The organism is Brachybacterium sp. AOP25-B2-12, from assembly GCF_052378625.1.
Classification (GTDB): Bacteria; Actinomycetota; Actinomycetes; order Actinomycetales; family Dermabacteraceae; genus Brachybacterium.
The window spans coordinates 64,056-78,411 of record NZ_JBQSXW010000004.1 but is presented as its reverse complement, the minus strand read 5'-3'; the positions used below and the strand labels follow the sequence as shown (position 1 = coordinate 78,411).

17 protein-coding genes and 1 other RNA gene are annotated in these 14,356 nt (G+C 71.4%); 14 read left to right on the top strand and 4 right to left on the bottom strand.

Annotated elements, in window-relative coordinates:
* Entirely contained in the window at positions 1-753 is a 753-nt protein-coding gene (locus tag ACT3TZ_RS04345) for an alpha/beta fold hydrolase (protein WP_444582164.1), read from the top strand.
* On the opposite strand, the gene ACT3TZ_RS04340 is transcribed toward ACT3TZ_RS04345, so the two are convergent.
* Complete coding sequence (locus ACT3TZ_RS04340; protein ID WP_444582163.1) at positions 711-1,334, bottom strand: TetR/AcrR family transcriptional regulator; 624 nt, start codon at positions 1,332-1,334, stop codon at positions 711-713. The genes ACT3TZ_RS04345 and ACT3TZ_RS04340 overlap by 43 nt on opposite strands.
* A 221-nt stretch (positions 1,335-1,555) precedes the next feature.
* Between ACT3TZ_RS04340 and ACT3TZ_RS04335 the strand changes: the two genes are divergently transcribed.
* The 12 genes from ACT3TZ_RS04335 (at position 1,556) to smpB (ending at position 12,290) form a co-directional block, all read left to right on the top strand.
* On the top strand, positions 1,556-2,779 hold the full coding sequence (locus tag ACT3TZ_RS04335) for a CpaF family protein (RefSeq protein WP_444582162.1): 1,224 nt from the start codon (positions 1,556-1,558) through the stop codon (positions 2,777-2,779).
* On the top strand, positions 2,776-3,648 hold the full coding sequence (locus ACT3TZ_RS04330; RefSeq protein ID WP_444582161.1) for a type II secretion system F family protein: 873 nt from the start codon (positions 2,776-2,778) through the stop codon (positions 3,646-3,648). Before ACT3TZ_RS04335 ends, ACT3TZ_RS04330 begins: the two co-directional genes overlap by 4 nt.
* Positions 3,645-4,589 carry a type II secretion system F family protein gene (locus ACT3TZ_RS04325; protein ID WP_444582160.1) on the top strand — a complete coding sequence of 315 codons (945 nt, stop codon included), beginning with the start codon at positions 3,645-3,647 and terminating at the stop codon, positions 4,587-4,589. The genes ACT3TZ_RS04330 and ACT3TZ_RS04325 overlap by 4 nt, the downstream gene beginning before the upstream one ends.
* 75 nt (positions 4,590-4,664) lie before the next feature.
* Entirely contained in the window at positions 4,665-4,910 is a 246-nt protein-coding gene (locus ACT3TZ_RS04320; protein WP_444582159.1) for a hypothetical protein, read from the top strand.
* Positions 4,907-5,311, top strand: coding sequence for a TadE/TadG family type IV pilus assembly protein (locus ACT3TZ_RS04315; RefSeq protein ID WP_444582158.1), 405 nt, complete (start codon positions 4,907-4,909; stop codon positions 5,309-5,311). Before ACT3TZ_RS04320 ends, ACT3TZ_RS04315 begins: the two co-directional genes overlap by 4 nt.
* Positions 5,308-5,835 (top strand): hypothetical protein, encoded by a 528-nt coding sequence (locus ACT3TZ_RS04310; protein WP_444582157.1) that lies wholly within the window; start codon positions 5,308-5,310, stop codon positions 5,833-5,835. The genes ACT3TZ_RS04315 and ACT3TZ_RS04310 overlap by 4 nt, the downstream gene beginning before the upstream one ends.
* Positions 5,832-6,431: a pilus assembly protein TadG-related protein gene (locus ACT3TZ_RS04305; RefSeq protein ID WP_444582156.1), complete on the top strand. Its 600-nt coding sequence runs from the start codon at positions 5,832-5,834 to the stop codon at positions 6,429-6,431. The genes ACT3TZ_RS04310 and ACT3TZ_RS04305 overlap by 4 nt, the downstream gene beginning before the upstream one ends.
* A 91-nt stretch (positions 6,432-6,522) precedes the next feature.
* Positions 6,523-7,644 (top strand): peptide chain release factor 2, encoded by a 1,122-nt coding sequence (gene prfB / locus ACT3TZ_RS04300; RefSeq protein ID WP_444582155.1) that lies wholly within the window; start codon positions 6,523-6,525, stop codon positions 7,642-7,644.
* Positions 7,645-7,861: 217 nt separating this feature from the next.
* Positions 7,862-9,337, top strand: a complete 1,476-nt coding sequence (gene ftsE / locus ACT3TZ_RS04295) for a cell division ATP-binding protein FtsE (protein ID WP_444582154.1) — start codon at positions 7,862-7,864, stop codon at positions 9,335-9,337.
* Positions 9,334-10,251, top strand: coding sequence for a permease-like cell division protein FtsX (gene ftsX / locus ACT3TZ_RS04290; RefSeq protein WP_444582153.1), 918 nt, complete (start codon positions 9,334-9,336; stop codon positions 10,249-10,251). The genes ftsE and ftsX overlap by 4 nt, the downstream gene beginning before the upstream one ends.
* Positions 10,252-10,254: 3 nt before the next feature.
* The gene (locus tag ACT3TZ_RS04285) at positions 10,255-11,619 is read left to right on the top strand and encodes a murein hydrolase activator EnvC family protein (RefSeq protein WP_444582152.1); all 1,365 of its coding nucleotides are present in this window, start codon (positions 10,255-10,257) and stop codon (positions 11,617-11,619) included.
* Positions 11,620-11,780: 161 nt separating this feature from the next.
* Positions 11,781-12,290, top strand: coding sequence for an SsrA-binding protein SmpB (gene smpB, locus ACT3TZ_RS04280; protein WP_444582151.1), 510 nt, complete (start codon positions 11,781-11,783; stop codon positions 12,288-12,290).
* A 27-nt stretch (positions 12,291-12,317) separates the two neighbouring features.
* On the opposite strand, the gene ACT3TZ_RS04275 is transcribed toward smpB, so the two are convergent.
* The gene (locus ACT3TZ_RS04275; protein ID WP_444582150.1) at positions 12,318-12,893 is read right to left on the bottom strand and encodes a hypothetical protein; all 576 of its coding nucleotides are present in this window, start codon (positions 12,891-12,893) and stop codon (positions 12,318-12,320) included.
* A 303-nt stretch (positions 12,894-13,196) separates the two neighbouring features.
* Between ACT3TZ_RS04275 and ssrA the strand changes: the two genes are divergently transcribed.
* Positions 13,197-13,568: a transfer-messenger RNA gene (ssrA, locus tag ACT3TZ_RS04270) on the top strand.
* A gap of 24 nt (positions 13,569-13,592) precedes the next feature.
* Here the strand turns inward: ssrA and ACT3TZ_RS04265 are convergent.
* Positions 13,593-13,790 (bottom strand): hypothetical protein, encoded by a 198-nt coding sequence (locus ACT3TZ_RS04265; protein WP_444582149.1) that lies wholly within the window; start codon positions 13,788-13,790, stop codon positions 13,593-13,595.
* Positions 13,787-14,218, bottom strand: a complete 432-nt coding sequence (locus ACT3TZ_RS04260; RefSeq protein ID WP_444582148.1) for an Lrp/AsnC family transcriptional regulator — start codon at positions 14,216-14,218, stop codon at positions 13,787-13,789. The genes ACT3TZ_RS04265 and ACT3TZ_RS04260 overlap by 4 nt, the downstream gene beginning before the upstream one ends.
* Between the last annotated feature and the right edge of the window lie 138 nt (positions 14,219-14,356).

Genomic DNA, 14,356 nt, shown 5'->3' with positions numbered 1-14,356 from the left:
GTGCGGATCCTGCTGCCGGGCCTGGCGCTCGCCCCCGATGACTACGCCGCCCTGGTCCGCCTGCTCCCCGGTCCCACGCGGGTCCTGGACACCCTCGCGGTGCCCGTGACGTCCGCGATCGAGCGCATCCGGCCGGCCCTCGGCGCCCAACGGGGCCACCACGAGCTGATCGGGCACTCCATCGGTGCGCTCACCGCGCTGCGCTGGGCGTTCGCGCACCCCGGCCAGGTGTCGCGGGTGATCCTCCTGGATCCCACGGATCCCCGCTCCGACCCGGTGCCGACGTTGCTGGGGGGCATCGGCGGGACCGCCCTGCAGGGGCTGGTCGGCACCCTCGGTGCGCTGCCGGCCCCGGCGCGCACGGCGGGACGGCGGGGACGACGGGCGCTGCTGGGCATGTCCGGCGTCACCGATGACCACCTGTCGCCCGCGCGCATCGACGAGCTGTACGGGACCCGGGCCGCGCTCTCGGCGATCGCCCGGCAGATCACCGACGTCCCGGCGCGGGTGCGGGAGACCCGGGCGCTCCTGGATTGCTCCCCCGGGTGGCCGGGTCCGCCGATCCACGTCGTCGCCGCGACCGGGGACGCGGGATCGGCCGATCCCGCGATCGTCCGGCTCGCCGCCACCCTGGGGGCGGACCTGCGGACCATCGACGCCGGGCACCTGTTCCCGCTGACCGATCCCTCGACCGCGGCGGCGCTCATCGTTCAGGCGGAGAACGGGGGCTTGGGCCACCACCAGGGCATCTGATCGCGGATGCCGCGTGCCCAGACGTCGGCCTGGTCCGCCCCGTGCTCGGACATCGCCCACGCCTCGATCGCCCGGACGATCCCTCCGGTGGCGAAGGGCACGGCGATCTCGAGGTCCACCTCGCCGGTGCGGCCGTAGTGCTGCCAGAGGTCGATGATGTTGACGACCCGCACGCCGATCGCCTTGCCGAGGGTCTGGCGCAGGACCCCGGAGGCCCGGGAGCTCAGCACCGAGCGGTAGAGCGCGCGCTCGCGGGCCACGAGTTTCAGGGCGTCGGCGAGGTTGTCCACGACCATCGCTTCCGCGGTCTCGAAGGGGAAGCGGATGACGTCCGCGACCGGCAGCAGCTCGTCGAAGTCCGCGGTGAGGAGCTCTGCCGCGAGCACCGGCACCGACTCGAAGTGCGTGTAGAAGCTCTGGCGCTTGATGCCCGCCCGGTCGCACAGGGCCGTCACGCTGATCGCGTCGAGGGAGGTCTCCGAGAGCAGGGCGCGCAGGGCGTCCTCGATCGCGGCGACGGTGCGCACCGTGCGACGGTCCGCGGCGCGCGGGAATGCTGGGGCCATGCGGGCGGGCGCCATGGGTCCATGGTCGCCGATCGCGGCGTCGGGTGCGAGTCGATCGCGGGTGTTGCGGGACGGCGGTCCGTCCTCGGGGGGCCGGGCGAGCGGCTCGCGATCCTGCGGCGTTGTCCACAGGGTCGATGGGGATCTCGCGGTGATGTGGGTGGTATGTCTATTGTGTGCCTCAGCTGGAGACGTGGGTCACACGGGCCGTTCTCCTCGGGCAGGGGGTGGCGGGCGTGGATGCACAGGGCATAGTCGAGGCGGAGTCGCGCGAGCTGATCCGCCGCCGCGGCCTGGACACCAGGGTCGATCAGCTCGAGCCGCTGATCCGCGAGGTCATCGCGGACTACGAGCACCGGGCCGCCTCGGGGACGGTGCCGCCCCTGCACGACGAGGACGCGACGGTCGCGGTCGTCGGGGCCCGGATCGGCGGGTTCGGGCCGTTGCAGGAGTACCTGGATGATCCGGGGGTCGAGGAGGTGTGGATCAACGGCCCCAGCGAGGTTTTCGTGGCGCGCCTGGGTCGCAGCGAGCTGACGCCGCTGGTCCTGGACGACGAGCAGGTGGCCGGGATCGTCGAGCGGATGCTCGTGAGCTCGGGCCGGCGCCTGGACATGTCCAGTCCCTTCGTCGACGCCCTGCTGCCCGACGGCAGCCGCCTGCACGTCGTGATCCCCTCGGTCACCCGACGCCACTGGGCGGTCAACATCCGCAAGTTCGTGGCCCGCGCGCACTCGCTGCGCGACCTGGTGGCGCTCGGCTCGCTCACGGGGCCGGCCGCCGCATTCCTGGACGCCGCCGTGCTCTCCGGGCTCAACGTGATAGTCAGCGGCGCCACCGGAGCCGGCAAGACGACTTTCCTGAACTGCCTCGCCAGCTCGATCGGGACCCGGGAACGCGTGGTGACCATCGAGGAGGTGTTCGAGCTGGACCTGCGGGCCCGCGACGTCGTGGGCATGCAGACCCGCCAGGCCAACCTCGAGGGCACCGGCGAGATCACGATGCGGCGCCTGGTGCGGGAGTCCCTGCGCATGCGTCCCAGCCGAATCATCGTCGGCGAGGTCCGGGAGGCCGAGAGCCTGGACATGCTGATCTCGCTCAACAGCGGTCTCCCCGGCATGGCATCCATCCATGCGAACTCGGCGCGGGACGCGGTGACCAAGCTGTGCACCCTGCCTCTGCTGGCCGGGGAGAACGTGTCCAGCCGCTTCGTGGTCCCGACCGTCGCCTCCTGCATCGACCTCGTGGTCCACCTCGACATCCTGCCCAGCGGCGCCCGGCGCGTGCGGGAGATCGTCGCGCTGCCCGGACGCGTCGAGGAGGGCATCGTCGAGGTCGCGGACCTGTTCCACCTGCGGGGCGAACGCCTGGTCCGTGGGGACGGCTTCCCCCCGCACCCCGAGCGGTTCGAACGGGCCGGCCAAGATCTCGCGGAGCTGCTCTCGCGCGGTGCGGCATGAGGGCCGGGGCGGCGATCGGCCTGGTCCTGGGCCTGGGACTCCTCGCGATCTGGGTCAGCGCCTGGGAGGGGCCGGACCCCGCCGTGCGCCGCCGGCGGTCCGCGGCACCCCTCGAACGGATCCGTGACGACCTCGTCCGGGTGGGCCTGCCCACCGTGTCCCCGATCGCCGTGCCCCTGGTCAGCGCGGGCCTGGGCCTGGTGGCGGCGGCCGTGGTCCTCTCGATCTCCCAGGCGCTCGTCCCGGCGGTCGCCCTCGGTCTGATCGGCGCGATGCTCCCGGTGATGCTCCTGCGCTCGGTGGCCCTGCGACGGCGCACCCAGTTGCGCGAGGTCTGGCCCGAGGCCGTGGACCACATCAACTCGGCCGTCCGGGCCGGTCTATCGCTGCCCGAGGCGCTCGTCCAGCTCGGCACCACGGGACCCGAGGCGCTCCGGGAGCCGTTCGTGGAATTCGCTCGCGACTACCGCGCCAGCGGGGACTTCGCCGCGAGTCTGACCAGGGTCAAGGCACGTCTCGCCGACCCCGTGGGGGACCGCATCGTCGAGGCGCTCCGGATCACGCGGGAGGTCGGCGGCACGGACCTCGGGGTGCTGCTGCGGACCCTGTCCTCGTTCCTCCGCGAAGACATGCGCACCCGGGCCGAGCTCGAGGCACGGCAGTCCTGGACCGTCAACGCCTCACGCCTCGCGCTCGCCGCCCCATGGATCGTCCTGGCGCTGATGATCACCAGGCCCCAGGCGGCGCATGCCTACGACTCCGCGGCGGGGCTGCTGGTGATCCTCGTCGGCGCGGGGGTGTCCGTCGTCGCCTACCGGGTGATGCTGGTCGTGGCGCGCCTTCCCCAGGACGAGCGGGTGCTGCGATGACGACCGATGCACCACTTTTGACGGGCGCGCTGCTGGGCCTCTGCCTCGGACTGGGCCTGGCGCTGGTGATCCTGCAGAACCCGTGGACCCGGCCCCGCGACCTCGGTGCGCGCGTGGACCCGTACCTCCGCCGCGGTCGCGGCAGCGACCTGCTCGCGGGAAGCCTGCCGCCCGGACGCGTCCAGGCGGTGCTGCGGGCGCTGGTCGGCCCGGTCCTGGCCCGCGTGATCGGCCTGCTCGAGCGGCTCACCGGGAACGCGACGCAGCTGAGGCGGCGCCTGCGGCTGGCCGGGCGACGCACCGGAGTCGAGGCCTTCCGGGTCGAGCAGGTCGTGTGGGGGGCAGGCGGCGCGGCGCTCGGCGTGGCCGTGGCGATCGCGGCGGTGACGATGCGCGGGGCCTCCCCGGTGCTCGGCGTCGTGCTCGTCGTGATCGGACTGGTCTGCGGGGTCATCGCGCGGGACTGGCTGCTGACCCGTGCCGTGCGGAACCGTGCCGCGCGCATGGCCCGCGAGTTCCCGACCGTCGCGGACCTGCTGGCACTCGCGGTCGCCGCCGGAGAGGGACCCGTCGCCGCCATGGAGCGCGTGGCACGCACCAGCCAGGGAGCCCTGCCCGAGGAGTTCGCCGCCACCGTCGCCGAGATCCGGGCCGGATCGACCGTGACCCAGGCGCTCCTGAGCCTGGGCGAACGCACCCCTCTGGAGTCGCTCGGGCGCTTCGGGGAGGGGATCGCGATCGCGATCGAGCGGGGCACCCCCTTGGCCGATGTGCTGCGCGCCCAGGCCCAGGACGCCCGGGAGGCCGCCCAGCGCGAGCTCATGGAGATCGCCGGCCGTCGGGAGATCGCGATGCTCGTCCCCGTCGTGTTCTTCATCCTGCCGCTGGTCATCGTGTTCGCCGTCTTCCCCGGCCTCTCCGTCCTGGACATCTCCCTCTGAGCATGTCCCTCCGACCACGTCCCTCCGCTCACGCCGCCTCGACACCATCCCGCCATTCCCTCGAAGGAGCATCCGATGTCCGTCCACCGCCACACCTTCACCTCCACCCGACGACGTCCCGCCGCCGGCCCCCGGCATCTGCGCGCCGCGCCTCTCCTGCGAGCACGGCTCGCCGAGGAGCGGGGGGACGTCCCCGGATGGGTGCTGATCACGCTCATGACCGCCGGGATCGTCGTGGCGCTGTGGGCGGTCGCCTCCGACCAGATCGTCGCGATCTTCCAGAACGCGATGGCGCCGTTCCTCGACGGATCGATGGGATGAGCGGGTCGCGGCGAGGGCCGCGAGCACCTCGCCTCCAGGACGACCGCGGATCTGCCGTCGTCGAATTCCCGCTGGTCGCTGTGCTCCTGGTCGCGATCGCCGTGACGATCATCCAGGCCGCCGTGATCGTCCACACCCGCAACACCCTCACGGATGCTGCCGTGCAGGGGGCGCACGAGGCCGCCGTGCTCGACCACGACCCCGAGGACGGGGCGCGCCGCGCCGAGGAGCTCGTGGCCCAGCGATTGGGCAGCGGTTACGACGTCACCGCCGAGGCATCGGAGGACACCTCTGGACGGATCGTCGTGCGGATCTCGGCGACCCTGCCGCTGGTGGGACTGCTCGGTCCCTCCGGGACGCTCGTCGTGGACGGGCACGCGATCGCCGAGGAGTCCCTGTGACCGGAGGACGTGACGACTCGGCCGGCCCTGTTCGCCGGCCGCAGGGGATCGCCGCACGCCTCCGGAGGCGCCTGCGCTCCGAGCGAGGGAACACCGTCGTCGAGTTCGTCGTGCTGTCGGTCGTGCTGCTCATCCCGTGCCTCTACCTCGTGCTGACGCTGGGGCGGGTCCAGGCCGCGGTCTTCGCGGCCGACGTCATCGCGCGCGACGTCGCGCGGATCCATGCCACGGAACCGGACGCGGCCCGCGCCGATGCCCGCAGCGAGGCCCTCGTCGCCCTGGTCCTCGCCGACCATGGGCTCCAGGCGGACCCGGCCGAGGTGGCGACCCTGAGCTGCACCGCGACGCCGTGCGCGAGCCCGGGCGGCGACGTCCGTGCCCAGGTGCGGATCCCCGTGGGCATCCCCGGCCTCGGTCCGCTCTGGGGCGAGCAGGGGCCGATCCGGGTGGGTGCCGAGCACCTCGCCCACGCCGACGAGTACCGCGACGTGCGTCTGACGGGGGACGAGGATCCGGAGCGATGACGACAAGGGAGGGTACGGCGCGGGTGCAGAGCCATGCCGCGACCGCGTCGGAGGAGTCGGCGCAGATGGAGGACGCGCGGCCGTGCGACGTGCTCGATGCCCGGGTCGGCGAGGTGAGCGGACCCGGGGCGGACGCGGCCCCGGTGTCCGCCCGTCTCCGCCGCGACCACGGCACCATGACCATCCTCACCACGGGTGTGCTGGTGGTGATCCTCATGGTGATCGCCCTGGGCGTCGCGATCACCGGGGTCCAGCTCGAGCGCAACGAGCTGCAGTCCGCGGCCGACGGCGCCGCGCTCGCCGCCTCGCAGGGGTTCGGCCAGGCGCAGGTCTACGCCCCGGGCGCGGGTCCCGGGAGCGCACCGGTGCCCACCTCGGACGAGGCCGAACGGGCGGCGGTGGCGTACCTCCGGGACTACCCGCTGGACTCGCAGCGGACCTCGGACCTGCAGATCGTCTCCGTGGACGTGCGGCAGGACGGTGCGGTGCGAGTCGTGCTGTCCGCTCGGACGGATCCGCCGCTGGTCGGCTGGTTCACGCGGGGGAGAGGCACCTCGGTGACGCTGCAGGCCGCAGGGGAGGCGCGGGCCCGGTGACGGGCCGCGAGCAGCGGGGTCGTCCTCCGCGCTGCGCCGTCGGGATCGTCCCGCGCCGTGCCGCCACGTCCCTCCCGTAGAATCACCCCTCGTGGCTGCCATCGACTTCGCTGAAGAGATCTCTCACCTCCGGACGACCCTGACGTCGATCGAGAAGGTGACGGACCTTGACTCCCTGCGCACCAAGATCGCCGACCTCGAGAAGCAGGCGAGCGACCCCAACCTCTGGGACGACGTCGACAACGCCCAGAAGGTCTCCTCGGCACTGTCCCACGCCCAGGCGGATCTCCGCCGCGTCTCGGACCTGGGGCGCCGCATCGACGACCTCGAGATCCTGCTCGAGCTCGCCGCCGAGGAGGACGACGCGGACACCCAGCACGAGGCCGAGAAGGAGTTCCGCGCGATCCGCAAGGCCCTCGACGAGCTCGAGGTGCGCACCCTGCTGGCCGGCGAGTACGACCAGCGCAGCGCGGTGGTCACGATCCGCGCCGGGGCCGGCGGCGTGGACGCCGCCGACTTCGCCGAGATGCTGCTGCGCATGTACCTGCGCTGGGCCGAGCGCCACGACTACCCGACCAAGATCATGGACACCTCCTACGCCGAGGAGGCGGGGCTGAAGTCGGTCACCTTCGAGGTCGACATCCCCTACGCCTACGGCACCCTCTCGGTCGAGGGCGGCACGCACCGCCTGGTGCGGATCAGCCCCTTCGACAACCAGGGGCGCCGTCAGACGTCGTTCGCCGCGGTCGAGGTGATCCCTCTCATCGAGTCCACCGACTCCGTCGAGATCCCCGAGAACGAGCTCAAGATCGACGTGTTCCGCTCCTCGGGCCCCGGCGGGCAGAGCGTCAACACCACCGACTCCGCGGTGCGCATGACCCACATCCCCACCGGGATCGTCGTGTCGATGCAGGACGAGAAGTCCCAGATCCAGAACCGTGCCGCCGCTCTGCGCGTCATGCAGTCCCGCCTGCTGCTCGTCAAGAAGCAGGAGGAGGACGCCAAGCGCAAGGAGCTCGCCGGCGACGTCAAGGCGTCCTGGGGCGACCAGATGCGCTCCTACGTGCTCAACCCGTACCAGATGGTCAAGGACCTCCGCACGGAGCACCAGGAGGGCAACACCCAGGCGGTGTTCGACGGGGAGATCGACGAGCTCATCGAGGCCGGGATCCGGTGGCGCGTGGGCCAGCAGCGTGAGGACGCCGACGCCTGAGCCGGCGCTCCGCACCGGCGTGGGGCACGACGCGCTCGCGGCCACCGCGGCCACCGCGGCGCGAGGAGGCAGAGCGGGCCCCGCATTTCGGACATCGTCCGCGTCCGCGAGCGGCTTGACCAAGGTTTGACCGGACGCGCCGCGACGGGTCCCGCCGCGCGCCGGGCGCGGGTGCCACGCTGATGCGGACACTTCCCGCTCACCTGGCAGGACCCCCGTGATCCGTTTCGACGACGTCTCCAAGACGTACCTCCGAGGCACCCACCCCGCGCTGAAGAATCTCGACATCGAGTTCGCCCGTGGGGAGTTCGTGTTCCTCGTGGGCGCCTCCGGCAGCGGCAAGTCCACCCTGATGCGTCTCGTGCTCAAGGAGACGTCACCCACCACCGGCACCGTGTACGTCGCGGGCAAGGACCTCTCGCGGATTCCCGCCTGGAAGGTCCCGGCCCTGCGCCGCGAGATCGGCATGGTGTTCCAGGACTTCCGCCTGCTCCCCACCAAGACCGCCGCCCAGAACATCGAGTTCGCGTTGCAGGTCATCGGCACCCCGCGCAAGCAGGTGCGCCGCCTCGTCCCCGAGATGCTCGAGCTGGTGGGCCTCGAGGACAAGGGCCGTCGCCTGCCCCATGAGCTCTCCGGCGGCGAGCAGCAGCGTGTCGCGATCGCCCGCGCCTACGTCAACCGCCCCACGATCCTGCTGGCCGACGAGCCCACGGGCAACCTCGACCCCGCCACCGGCGAGGGGATCCTCGAGCTCCTCTCGGAGATCAACGAGCGCGGCACCACCGTGGTCATGGCCACGCACGATCAGAACGCCGTGGACCGCATGCGCCGTCGCGTCGTCGAGCTGGCCGGCGGCGTCGTGATCCGCGACGACGAGAACGGCACCTACGAGTCGGACGATCCGGCGAGCACGATCACGGTGCATGACCAGCGCGAGGACAACGAGCGCGCGACCCCGACCGGTGCGAGGGACACGGGAGCGACCGCGGCCGCCGTTGCCGCGAAGTCTGCGGACGCTGCGACGTCCGAGGACGCCGCGGAGGATGCAGACGCGACGAGGTCTGCGGACCACCCGACGGATGCCGCTGCCGCGGAGGAAGCGGACGCGACGACGTCTGCGGATCACGTGAACGATGCAGCTGCCACGAAGGCTGGGGACGCCTCGGAGGATGCGGTTGCCGCGACCTCGGCGGCCGATCCTGACGGTGTGAGCGGCGCGGCGGCCCGTGCCGAGGACCCGACGCGCAGGCTCTCTCGGCGCCGTCCCCGGAGGACCTCGCGCAGGCCCGCGAAGGCCGCACCCCGGGGTCACGACGACGTCGTCACCCCCTCGGAGGACCGTCGGGACGACGATCCGGCGCGCTCGCCCCGGGACCCCGCGGACCTCGATCCGGACGCGCATGCCGTCGACGCAGGTGCATCGGAGCTCGCGCCGCACGATGCGGGCGACGTCGACGACGTGCCCGCGCGCGACGATCGCGGCACCGACGCGCCCGACGGCGTCGGTCGCGCCTCCGACATCCCGGCCGCCGACATCCCCGCCACCGACGTCCTGGACGAGGAGCTCGTGGACGACTCCGACAGCGCCCCCGATCTCGTCGAGGAGGCCTTCGAGGAGGACCCCGTCGAGGAGGCGCGCACGGACCGCGACGTCGCCGACTCTCTGCTGGCCCGCAAGGAGGACCGATGAGACTGCGCTACCTGCTGAGCGAGATCTTCCGGGGTCTCGGCCGCAACATCACGATGGTCATCTCGGTGGTCATCGTCACCGCCGTGTCGCTGACCTTCGTCGGCGCCGGCGCCGTGATGCAGAAGGAGATCAACGACCTCAAGCAGACCCTCGTCGAGGAGTCGCAGGTGTCGATCTTCCTGTGCTCCCCGCACGCGACGGCGGCGTCATGCGCGGGGGGAGCAGCCACCGAGGCGCAGATCGAGGAGGTCCGGGAGGCGCTGGAGGGTCCTGACCTCGAGCCCTATGTCGCGTCTGTCCACGAGCGCGACCAGGCCGAGGCGCTGAGGATCTACCAGCAGCAGTTCGCCGGGGAGAGCTTCGTCGCCGACCTCACCGCGGAGGACATGCCGGTCTCCTTCCACGTGACGCTCAAGGACGCCGACCGCTCGGCGGCGGTCGTCCAGTTCTTCCAGGGACGCGACGGCGTCGACGAGGTCACGGACCTGCTCTCGGTCTATGCCCCGGTCATCCAGGCCCTCAACCAGTCCACGGCCCTCGCGGTGGGCCTGGCGGTGCTCATGCTGGTCGCCGCCGTGCTGCTCGTCTCGACGACGATCCGCATGTCCGTCTCCAACCGGCGCCGGGAGATCGCGATCATGCGGCTCGTGGGCGCCTCCAACGTCTTCATCCGCCTGCCGTTCCTGCTCGAGGGAGCCGTCGCCGCCGTGATCGGTGCCCTCGTCGCCTCCGGGCTGCTGTGGGTCGCCATGAAGTACCTCGTCGAGGGGTGGATGCTCCCCCTCTTCGGGCCCGAGGTCGTCCAGGTCTCCACCGCCGACGTCCTGTGGGTGGGGCCGGTGCTCGTCGTCCTCGGGGCCGTGCTCGCGATCGTCGCGAGCATCGTCTCCCTCAACCGCTACCTGAAGGTCTGAGACATGATCGCGCGCACCGTCCACGCCGCCGCATCCTCGTCCGTCGCCGCCTCGACCCGGACCGCGGGGCAGAGCTGGCGCCGTCGGGCCGTCCTGCTCGTGGCCACCGCCCTGCTGCTCGGGCAGGGTCTGGTCGCGATCGCTCCCGCCCCGGCGCACGCGGACGACAAGGACGACAAGGTGCGCCGCAAGCAGATCGTCGACCAGAAGATCGAGGACCTGCGCATCCAGCTCGACGACGTCGACGGCGAGCTCTCGGACACGTATCTCGCGCTGGCCCGCACCGAGCTGGAGATCCCCGACGCGCAGAAGGCACTCGACGACGCGCGCACCGAGCTCAAGAACGCCCAGGACGAGGACGCGGCGACCGGAAAGCGCCTCGAGGACGCCCAGACCGAGGAGCAGCAGCTCACCGGGAAGGCCGATGAGGGGCAGGCCGAGGTCGACCGCTCCGACGAGGAGATCACGCGTCTGTCGCTGGACGCCTACAAGGGCGGCGGCATCCCCAACCCCGCGAGCGTGTACCTCGGCGGTGCGGACCCCCAGCAGGCCGTGGACCGGTCGATGAACTACCGCCTGACCCTGGAGACCCAGGGGACCCGGCTCGACGAGCTGCGGACGAACCAGTCCGTCACCGCCAACGCCGGGGACCGCCTGGTCGCCGTGCGCCAGGAGATCACCACCTTGAAGGACCGGGCCGAGCAGACCCTGGCCCGCACCCAGAAGGCCGAGAAGGACGCGAACGACGCCAAGGTCGCCCTGGACACGCTGTATTCCCAGCAGGTCCAGCAGAAGGCGGACCTCGAGGCGAAGAAGACCCAGTTCTCCGATCAGCAGGGCGACCTGCAGGACGAGTCCAACACCCTGGACACCGAGATCGACGCCCTGACCAAGAAGGAGCAGGAGGCCGCCAAGAAGGGCGCCCCCATCTCGACCGTCCCCGCGAACGCGAACACGGGCGGCTCCTCGAACCCGAGCGGCTTCATCAAGCCGGTCAACGCGTCCATGAACTCCAACTTCGGCTGGCGGGTCCACCCGATCTTCCACACCCGCAAGCTCCACGCCGGCGTCGACTTCCCGGTCGCCTGCGGCACGCCCGTCAAGGCCGCGCAGGACGGGACGGTCCTGGCGACCGAGTACAAGTCGCTGGCCGGCAACAAGCTCACGATCAGCCACGGCGCGCGGGGGACGACGATCATCTCGACCACCTACCACCACCTCCAGGGCTTCGCGGTCTCGACCGGGCAGAAGGTCTCCCGCGGCCAGGTGATCGGGTTCGTGGGCACCACCGGCAGCTCGACGGGCTGCCACCTCCACTTCGAGGTGCACGAGAACGGCACGCCCGTCGACCCCGCCGGCTACCTCTGAGCGCACGGCGGGGCACCCGCGTCCGCTCCGGGGATAATCGCTGGTCCGGGGATGCGAACGCCGCGTAGGATGGGCGATCGCTCGCCGAGGGACGTCTCCGGTCGTCCCGATCAGCAGGCGCACACGTCACGCCGAGCACTGCCCCGAGGAGGGAGACCGCGATGTCCGCAGCGAACAAGGGCGCCAAGAAGGCCAAGCCCTCCGAGGACGGCCCGAAGCGGACGCTCATCGCGTCCAACAAGAAGGCCCGGCACGACTACCACATCGACGACACCTACGAGGCGGGCATCGTCCTGACCGGCACCGAGGTCAAGTCCCTCCGGGACCGCGGCGCGTCCCTCGTGGACGGCTACTGCTACATCGAGGGCGGGCAGATGTGGATGGATGCCGTGCACATCGCCCCGTACGTCCAGGGCACCTGGACCAACCACGCCGCACGTCGCAAGCGCAAGCTGCTCCTGCACCGCGCCGAGATCGACAAGCTCGCCGGGAAGACTCGCGAGAAGGGGTACACGCTGGTCCCGCTGGAGATGTACTTCCTGGGCTCGCACGCCAAGGTCGTCGTGGCCCTGGCCCGCGGCAAGAAGGAATGGGACAAGCGCCAGAACCTGCGGGAGAAGCAGGATCTGCGCGAGGCCCAGCGGGCCATGCGTCGTCGCGAGCTCGTCTGAGGCCGTCCCCCCGAGGAGCCGGGCGGCTCAGCCGCGCGGTGCGTCCGAGGCGGCGCTGATGCGTGCCAGGGTCTGCCGCGTCGAGGCGAGCTCGGTGGGTCCCGCGCCCAGGCGCTCCCGCATCGACAGGGCCAGCCGGGCATCCCCGAGAGCGGCGGCCAGGAGCTCTGCCGAGCGCACCGGGGAGGTCTCCCGGACCGCGAGGGCGTGCGCGAACCGGGCCTTCGCCCGATGCTGGAACACCGCCGCGAGGACCAGCAGGCCCGACCTGCTCGTGGGGTCCCCGAGCCCGGTCTCCTCCGCGGCGAGGTCGAACTGCTCCTCCGCCTCCTCGTAGCGCTCCTGGAACTGGAGCACGTGGGCGTATCGCGCCCGACGCACGGCCCGGGTCAGCGGGTCCACCGACGTATCCGAGAGGAAGCGCAGACCCGCCGTCTCGGCCTCGTCGAGCCGACCCAGGGTCCGCAGGTGCGAGACGACGTGCGGATCCTCCGGGTGCGCATCGCACCAGTGCGCCACGGCCTCGGGATCCAGCGGCACGTCCCGCAGCGAGTCGGGATCCAGGAGGATCCGCTGGCCGTCGACCTCGAGCACGATCGGCACGCTCGGGTCCACGGACGCTCGAGCAGGACCAGGGGAGGAGTCGGAGGTGGAGCCGCCGCACGGCTGCCGGTGATCGGGTCGCATCGTGGAATCGTCCCGCTCCCGGCGCGAGGCCGACAAGAGATCGGGCGTCCGCTGTGGGCTGATCGATAACCCCTTGGGCGCACCCGGTCGGTCGCGGTAGGCTGGTCGTCACGTGGACGGGCTCCGGCCCGGATTGACAATCGAACATCGAGTGCGCGGTGCACACCGCAGGTCCCTCGGGGCCTGGTGCGCCGCTCGTGCTTCTGTTTTTCCACCCTCGGGGACGATCGGTTTCGACGGTAGTTGTCCAGGGAGGGGAAGCGGGCCGAGAATCCCAGGTCATCTCGTAACCGTTCCTGGGAACCCTATAAGTGCCGAATCCAAGCGCACTGACTTCGCTCTCGCTGCCTGATCAGCGTTAGCAGTCTGGAACCCCGGGCTTGCTCCTGACCCGGATCGTTCCATCATCCAAGGAGCCACTGCTGCTGTTCCTCGTCATCGGGAGCAGATGAACACCTCAGAGTGACTGAGTCCGTCGACGACGCGTCCGTGTGAACGTCGGGACTGAGAACACGCCTTTCGCGGACTGCGCCCGGAGAAGCCCTCGCTCAGCACTATCGGACGCGGGTTCGATTCCCGCCGTCTCCACTCGATGTGTACCACCACAAGGCCCCCTCACCTGCGCTGATGCGCGGGGGAGGGGGCCTTCGTCATCCCTGTCGCGACCTCGGCCGCCTCGATCACGGGTCGGCGCCGGAGGTCCTCGAGGCGCGAGTGCGGATCCCGCGCGCGGATCACGGAGCCGAGGAGCGCGAGCACGGAACCGACCACGAGGTCGACGAGCGACGGGGCGCGCCCGGGCGCTTCCGTCACCGCACCACCGAGCTCAGCAGCAGACTGGTCTCGCTGCCCACGACCCCCGGCGTCCCGCGCAGGCGCCGCAGCAGCGCGTCGAAGGAGACGAGGTCCGAGCAGGACACCTCGGCGATGAGATCCCAGCGTCCGTTCGTCGCGTGCAACGACTGGATCTCCGGGAAGCCGCGCAGCTCGCGGATCATCTGGTCCGTCGTGCGGCCGGCGACGGCGATGCAGGAGATCGCCCGCACGCGGTCGACCTCCTCGCCGTCGCGCACCCGCACGGTGTAGCCGACGATGACGCCCTGGGCGGCGAGGGACTCCATGCGCCGGGTGACGGTGGCGCGCGAGACCCCCAGCCGCTCCGCGAGGACGCTGACCGGCTCGCGGCCGTCCGCGCGGAGCGCCGAAAGGAGACGTCGGTCGAGATCGGACAGATCAGCCATGCGCGGAACGCTACATGACGTCGCACAAAATGCATCAGAGACGATCAGAACGTGATCATCTCGCGTCTTCCGGGAGCACGATGTCCGGAGTAGCGTTCGCGGCACCATAGGGGCGCCGTCGACCGACCCGCCCCGGGA

Excerpts from the sequence above, each read along its gene's own strand:
- ACT3TZ_RS04340 (WP_444582163.1), bottom strand. The coding sequence starts at position 1,334 with ATGGCGCCCGCCCGCATGGCCCCAGCATTCCCGCGCGCCGCGGACCGT.
- ACT3TZ_RS04330 (WP_444582161.1), top strand. The coding sequence starts at position 2,776 with ATGAGGGCCGGGGCGGCGATCGGCCTGGTCCTGGGCCTGGGACTCCTC.
- ACT3TZ_RS04325 (WP_444582160.1), top strand. The coding sequence starts at position 3,645 with ATGACGACCGATGCACCACTTTTGACGGGCGCGCTGCTGGGCCTCTGC.
- ACT3TZ_RS04320 (WP_444582159.1), top strand. The coding sequence starts at position 4,665 with ATGTCCGTCCACCGCCACACCTTCACCTCCACCCGACGACGTCCCGCC.
- ACT3TZ_RS04315 (WP_444582158.1), top strand. The coding sequence starts at position 4,907 with ATGAGCGGGTCGCGGCGAGGGCCGCGAGCACCTCGCCTCCAGGACGAC.
- ACT3TZ_RS04305 (WP_444582156.1), top strand. The coding sequence starts at position 5,832 with ATGACGACAAGGGAGGGTACGGCGCGGGTGCAGAGCCATGCCGCGACC.
- ftsX (WP_444582153.1), top strand. The coding sequence starts at position 9,334 with ATGAGACTGCGCTACCTGCTGAGCGAGATCTTCCGGGGTCTCGGCCGC.
- ACT3TZ_RS04285 (WP_444582152.1), top strand. The coding sequence starts at position 10,255 with ATGATCGCGCGCACCGTCCACGCCGCCGCATCCTCGTCCGTCGCCGCC.
- smpB (WP_444582151.1), top strand. The coding sequence starts at position 11,781 with ATGTCCGCAGCGAACAAGGGCGCCAAGAAGGCCAAGCCCTCCGAGGAC.
- ACT3TZ_RS04260 (WP_444582148.1), bottom strand. The coding sequence starts at position 14,218 with ATGGCTGATCTGTCCGATCTCGACCGACGTCTCCTTTCGGCGCTCCGC.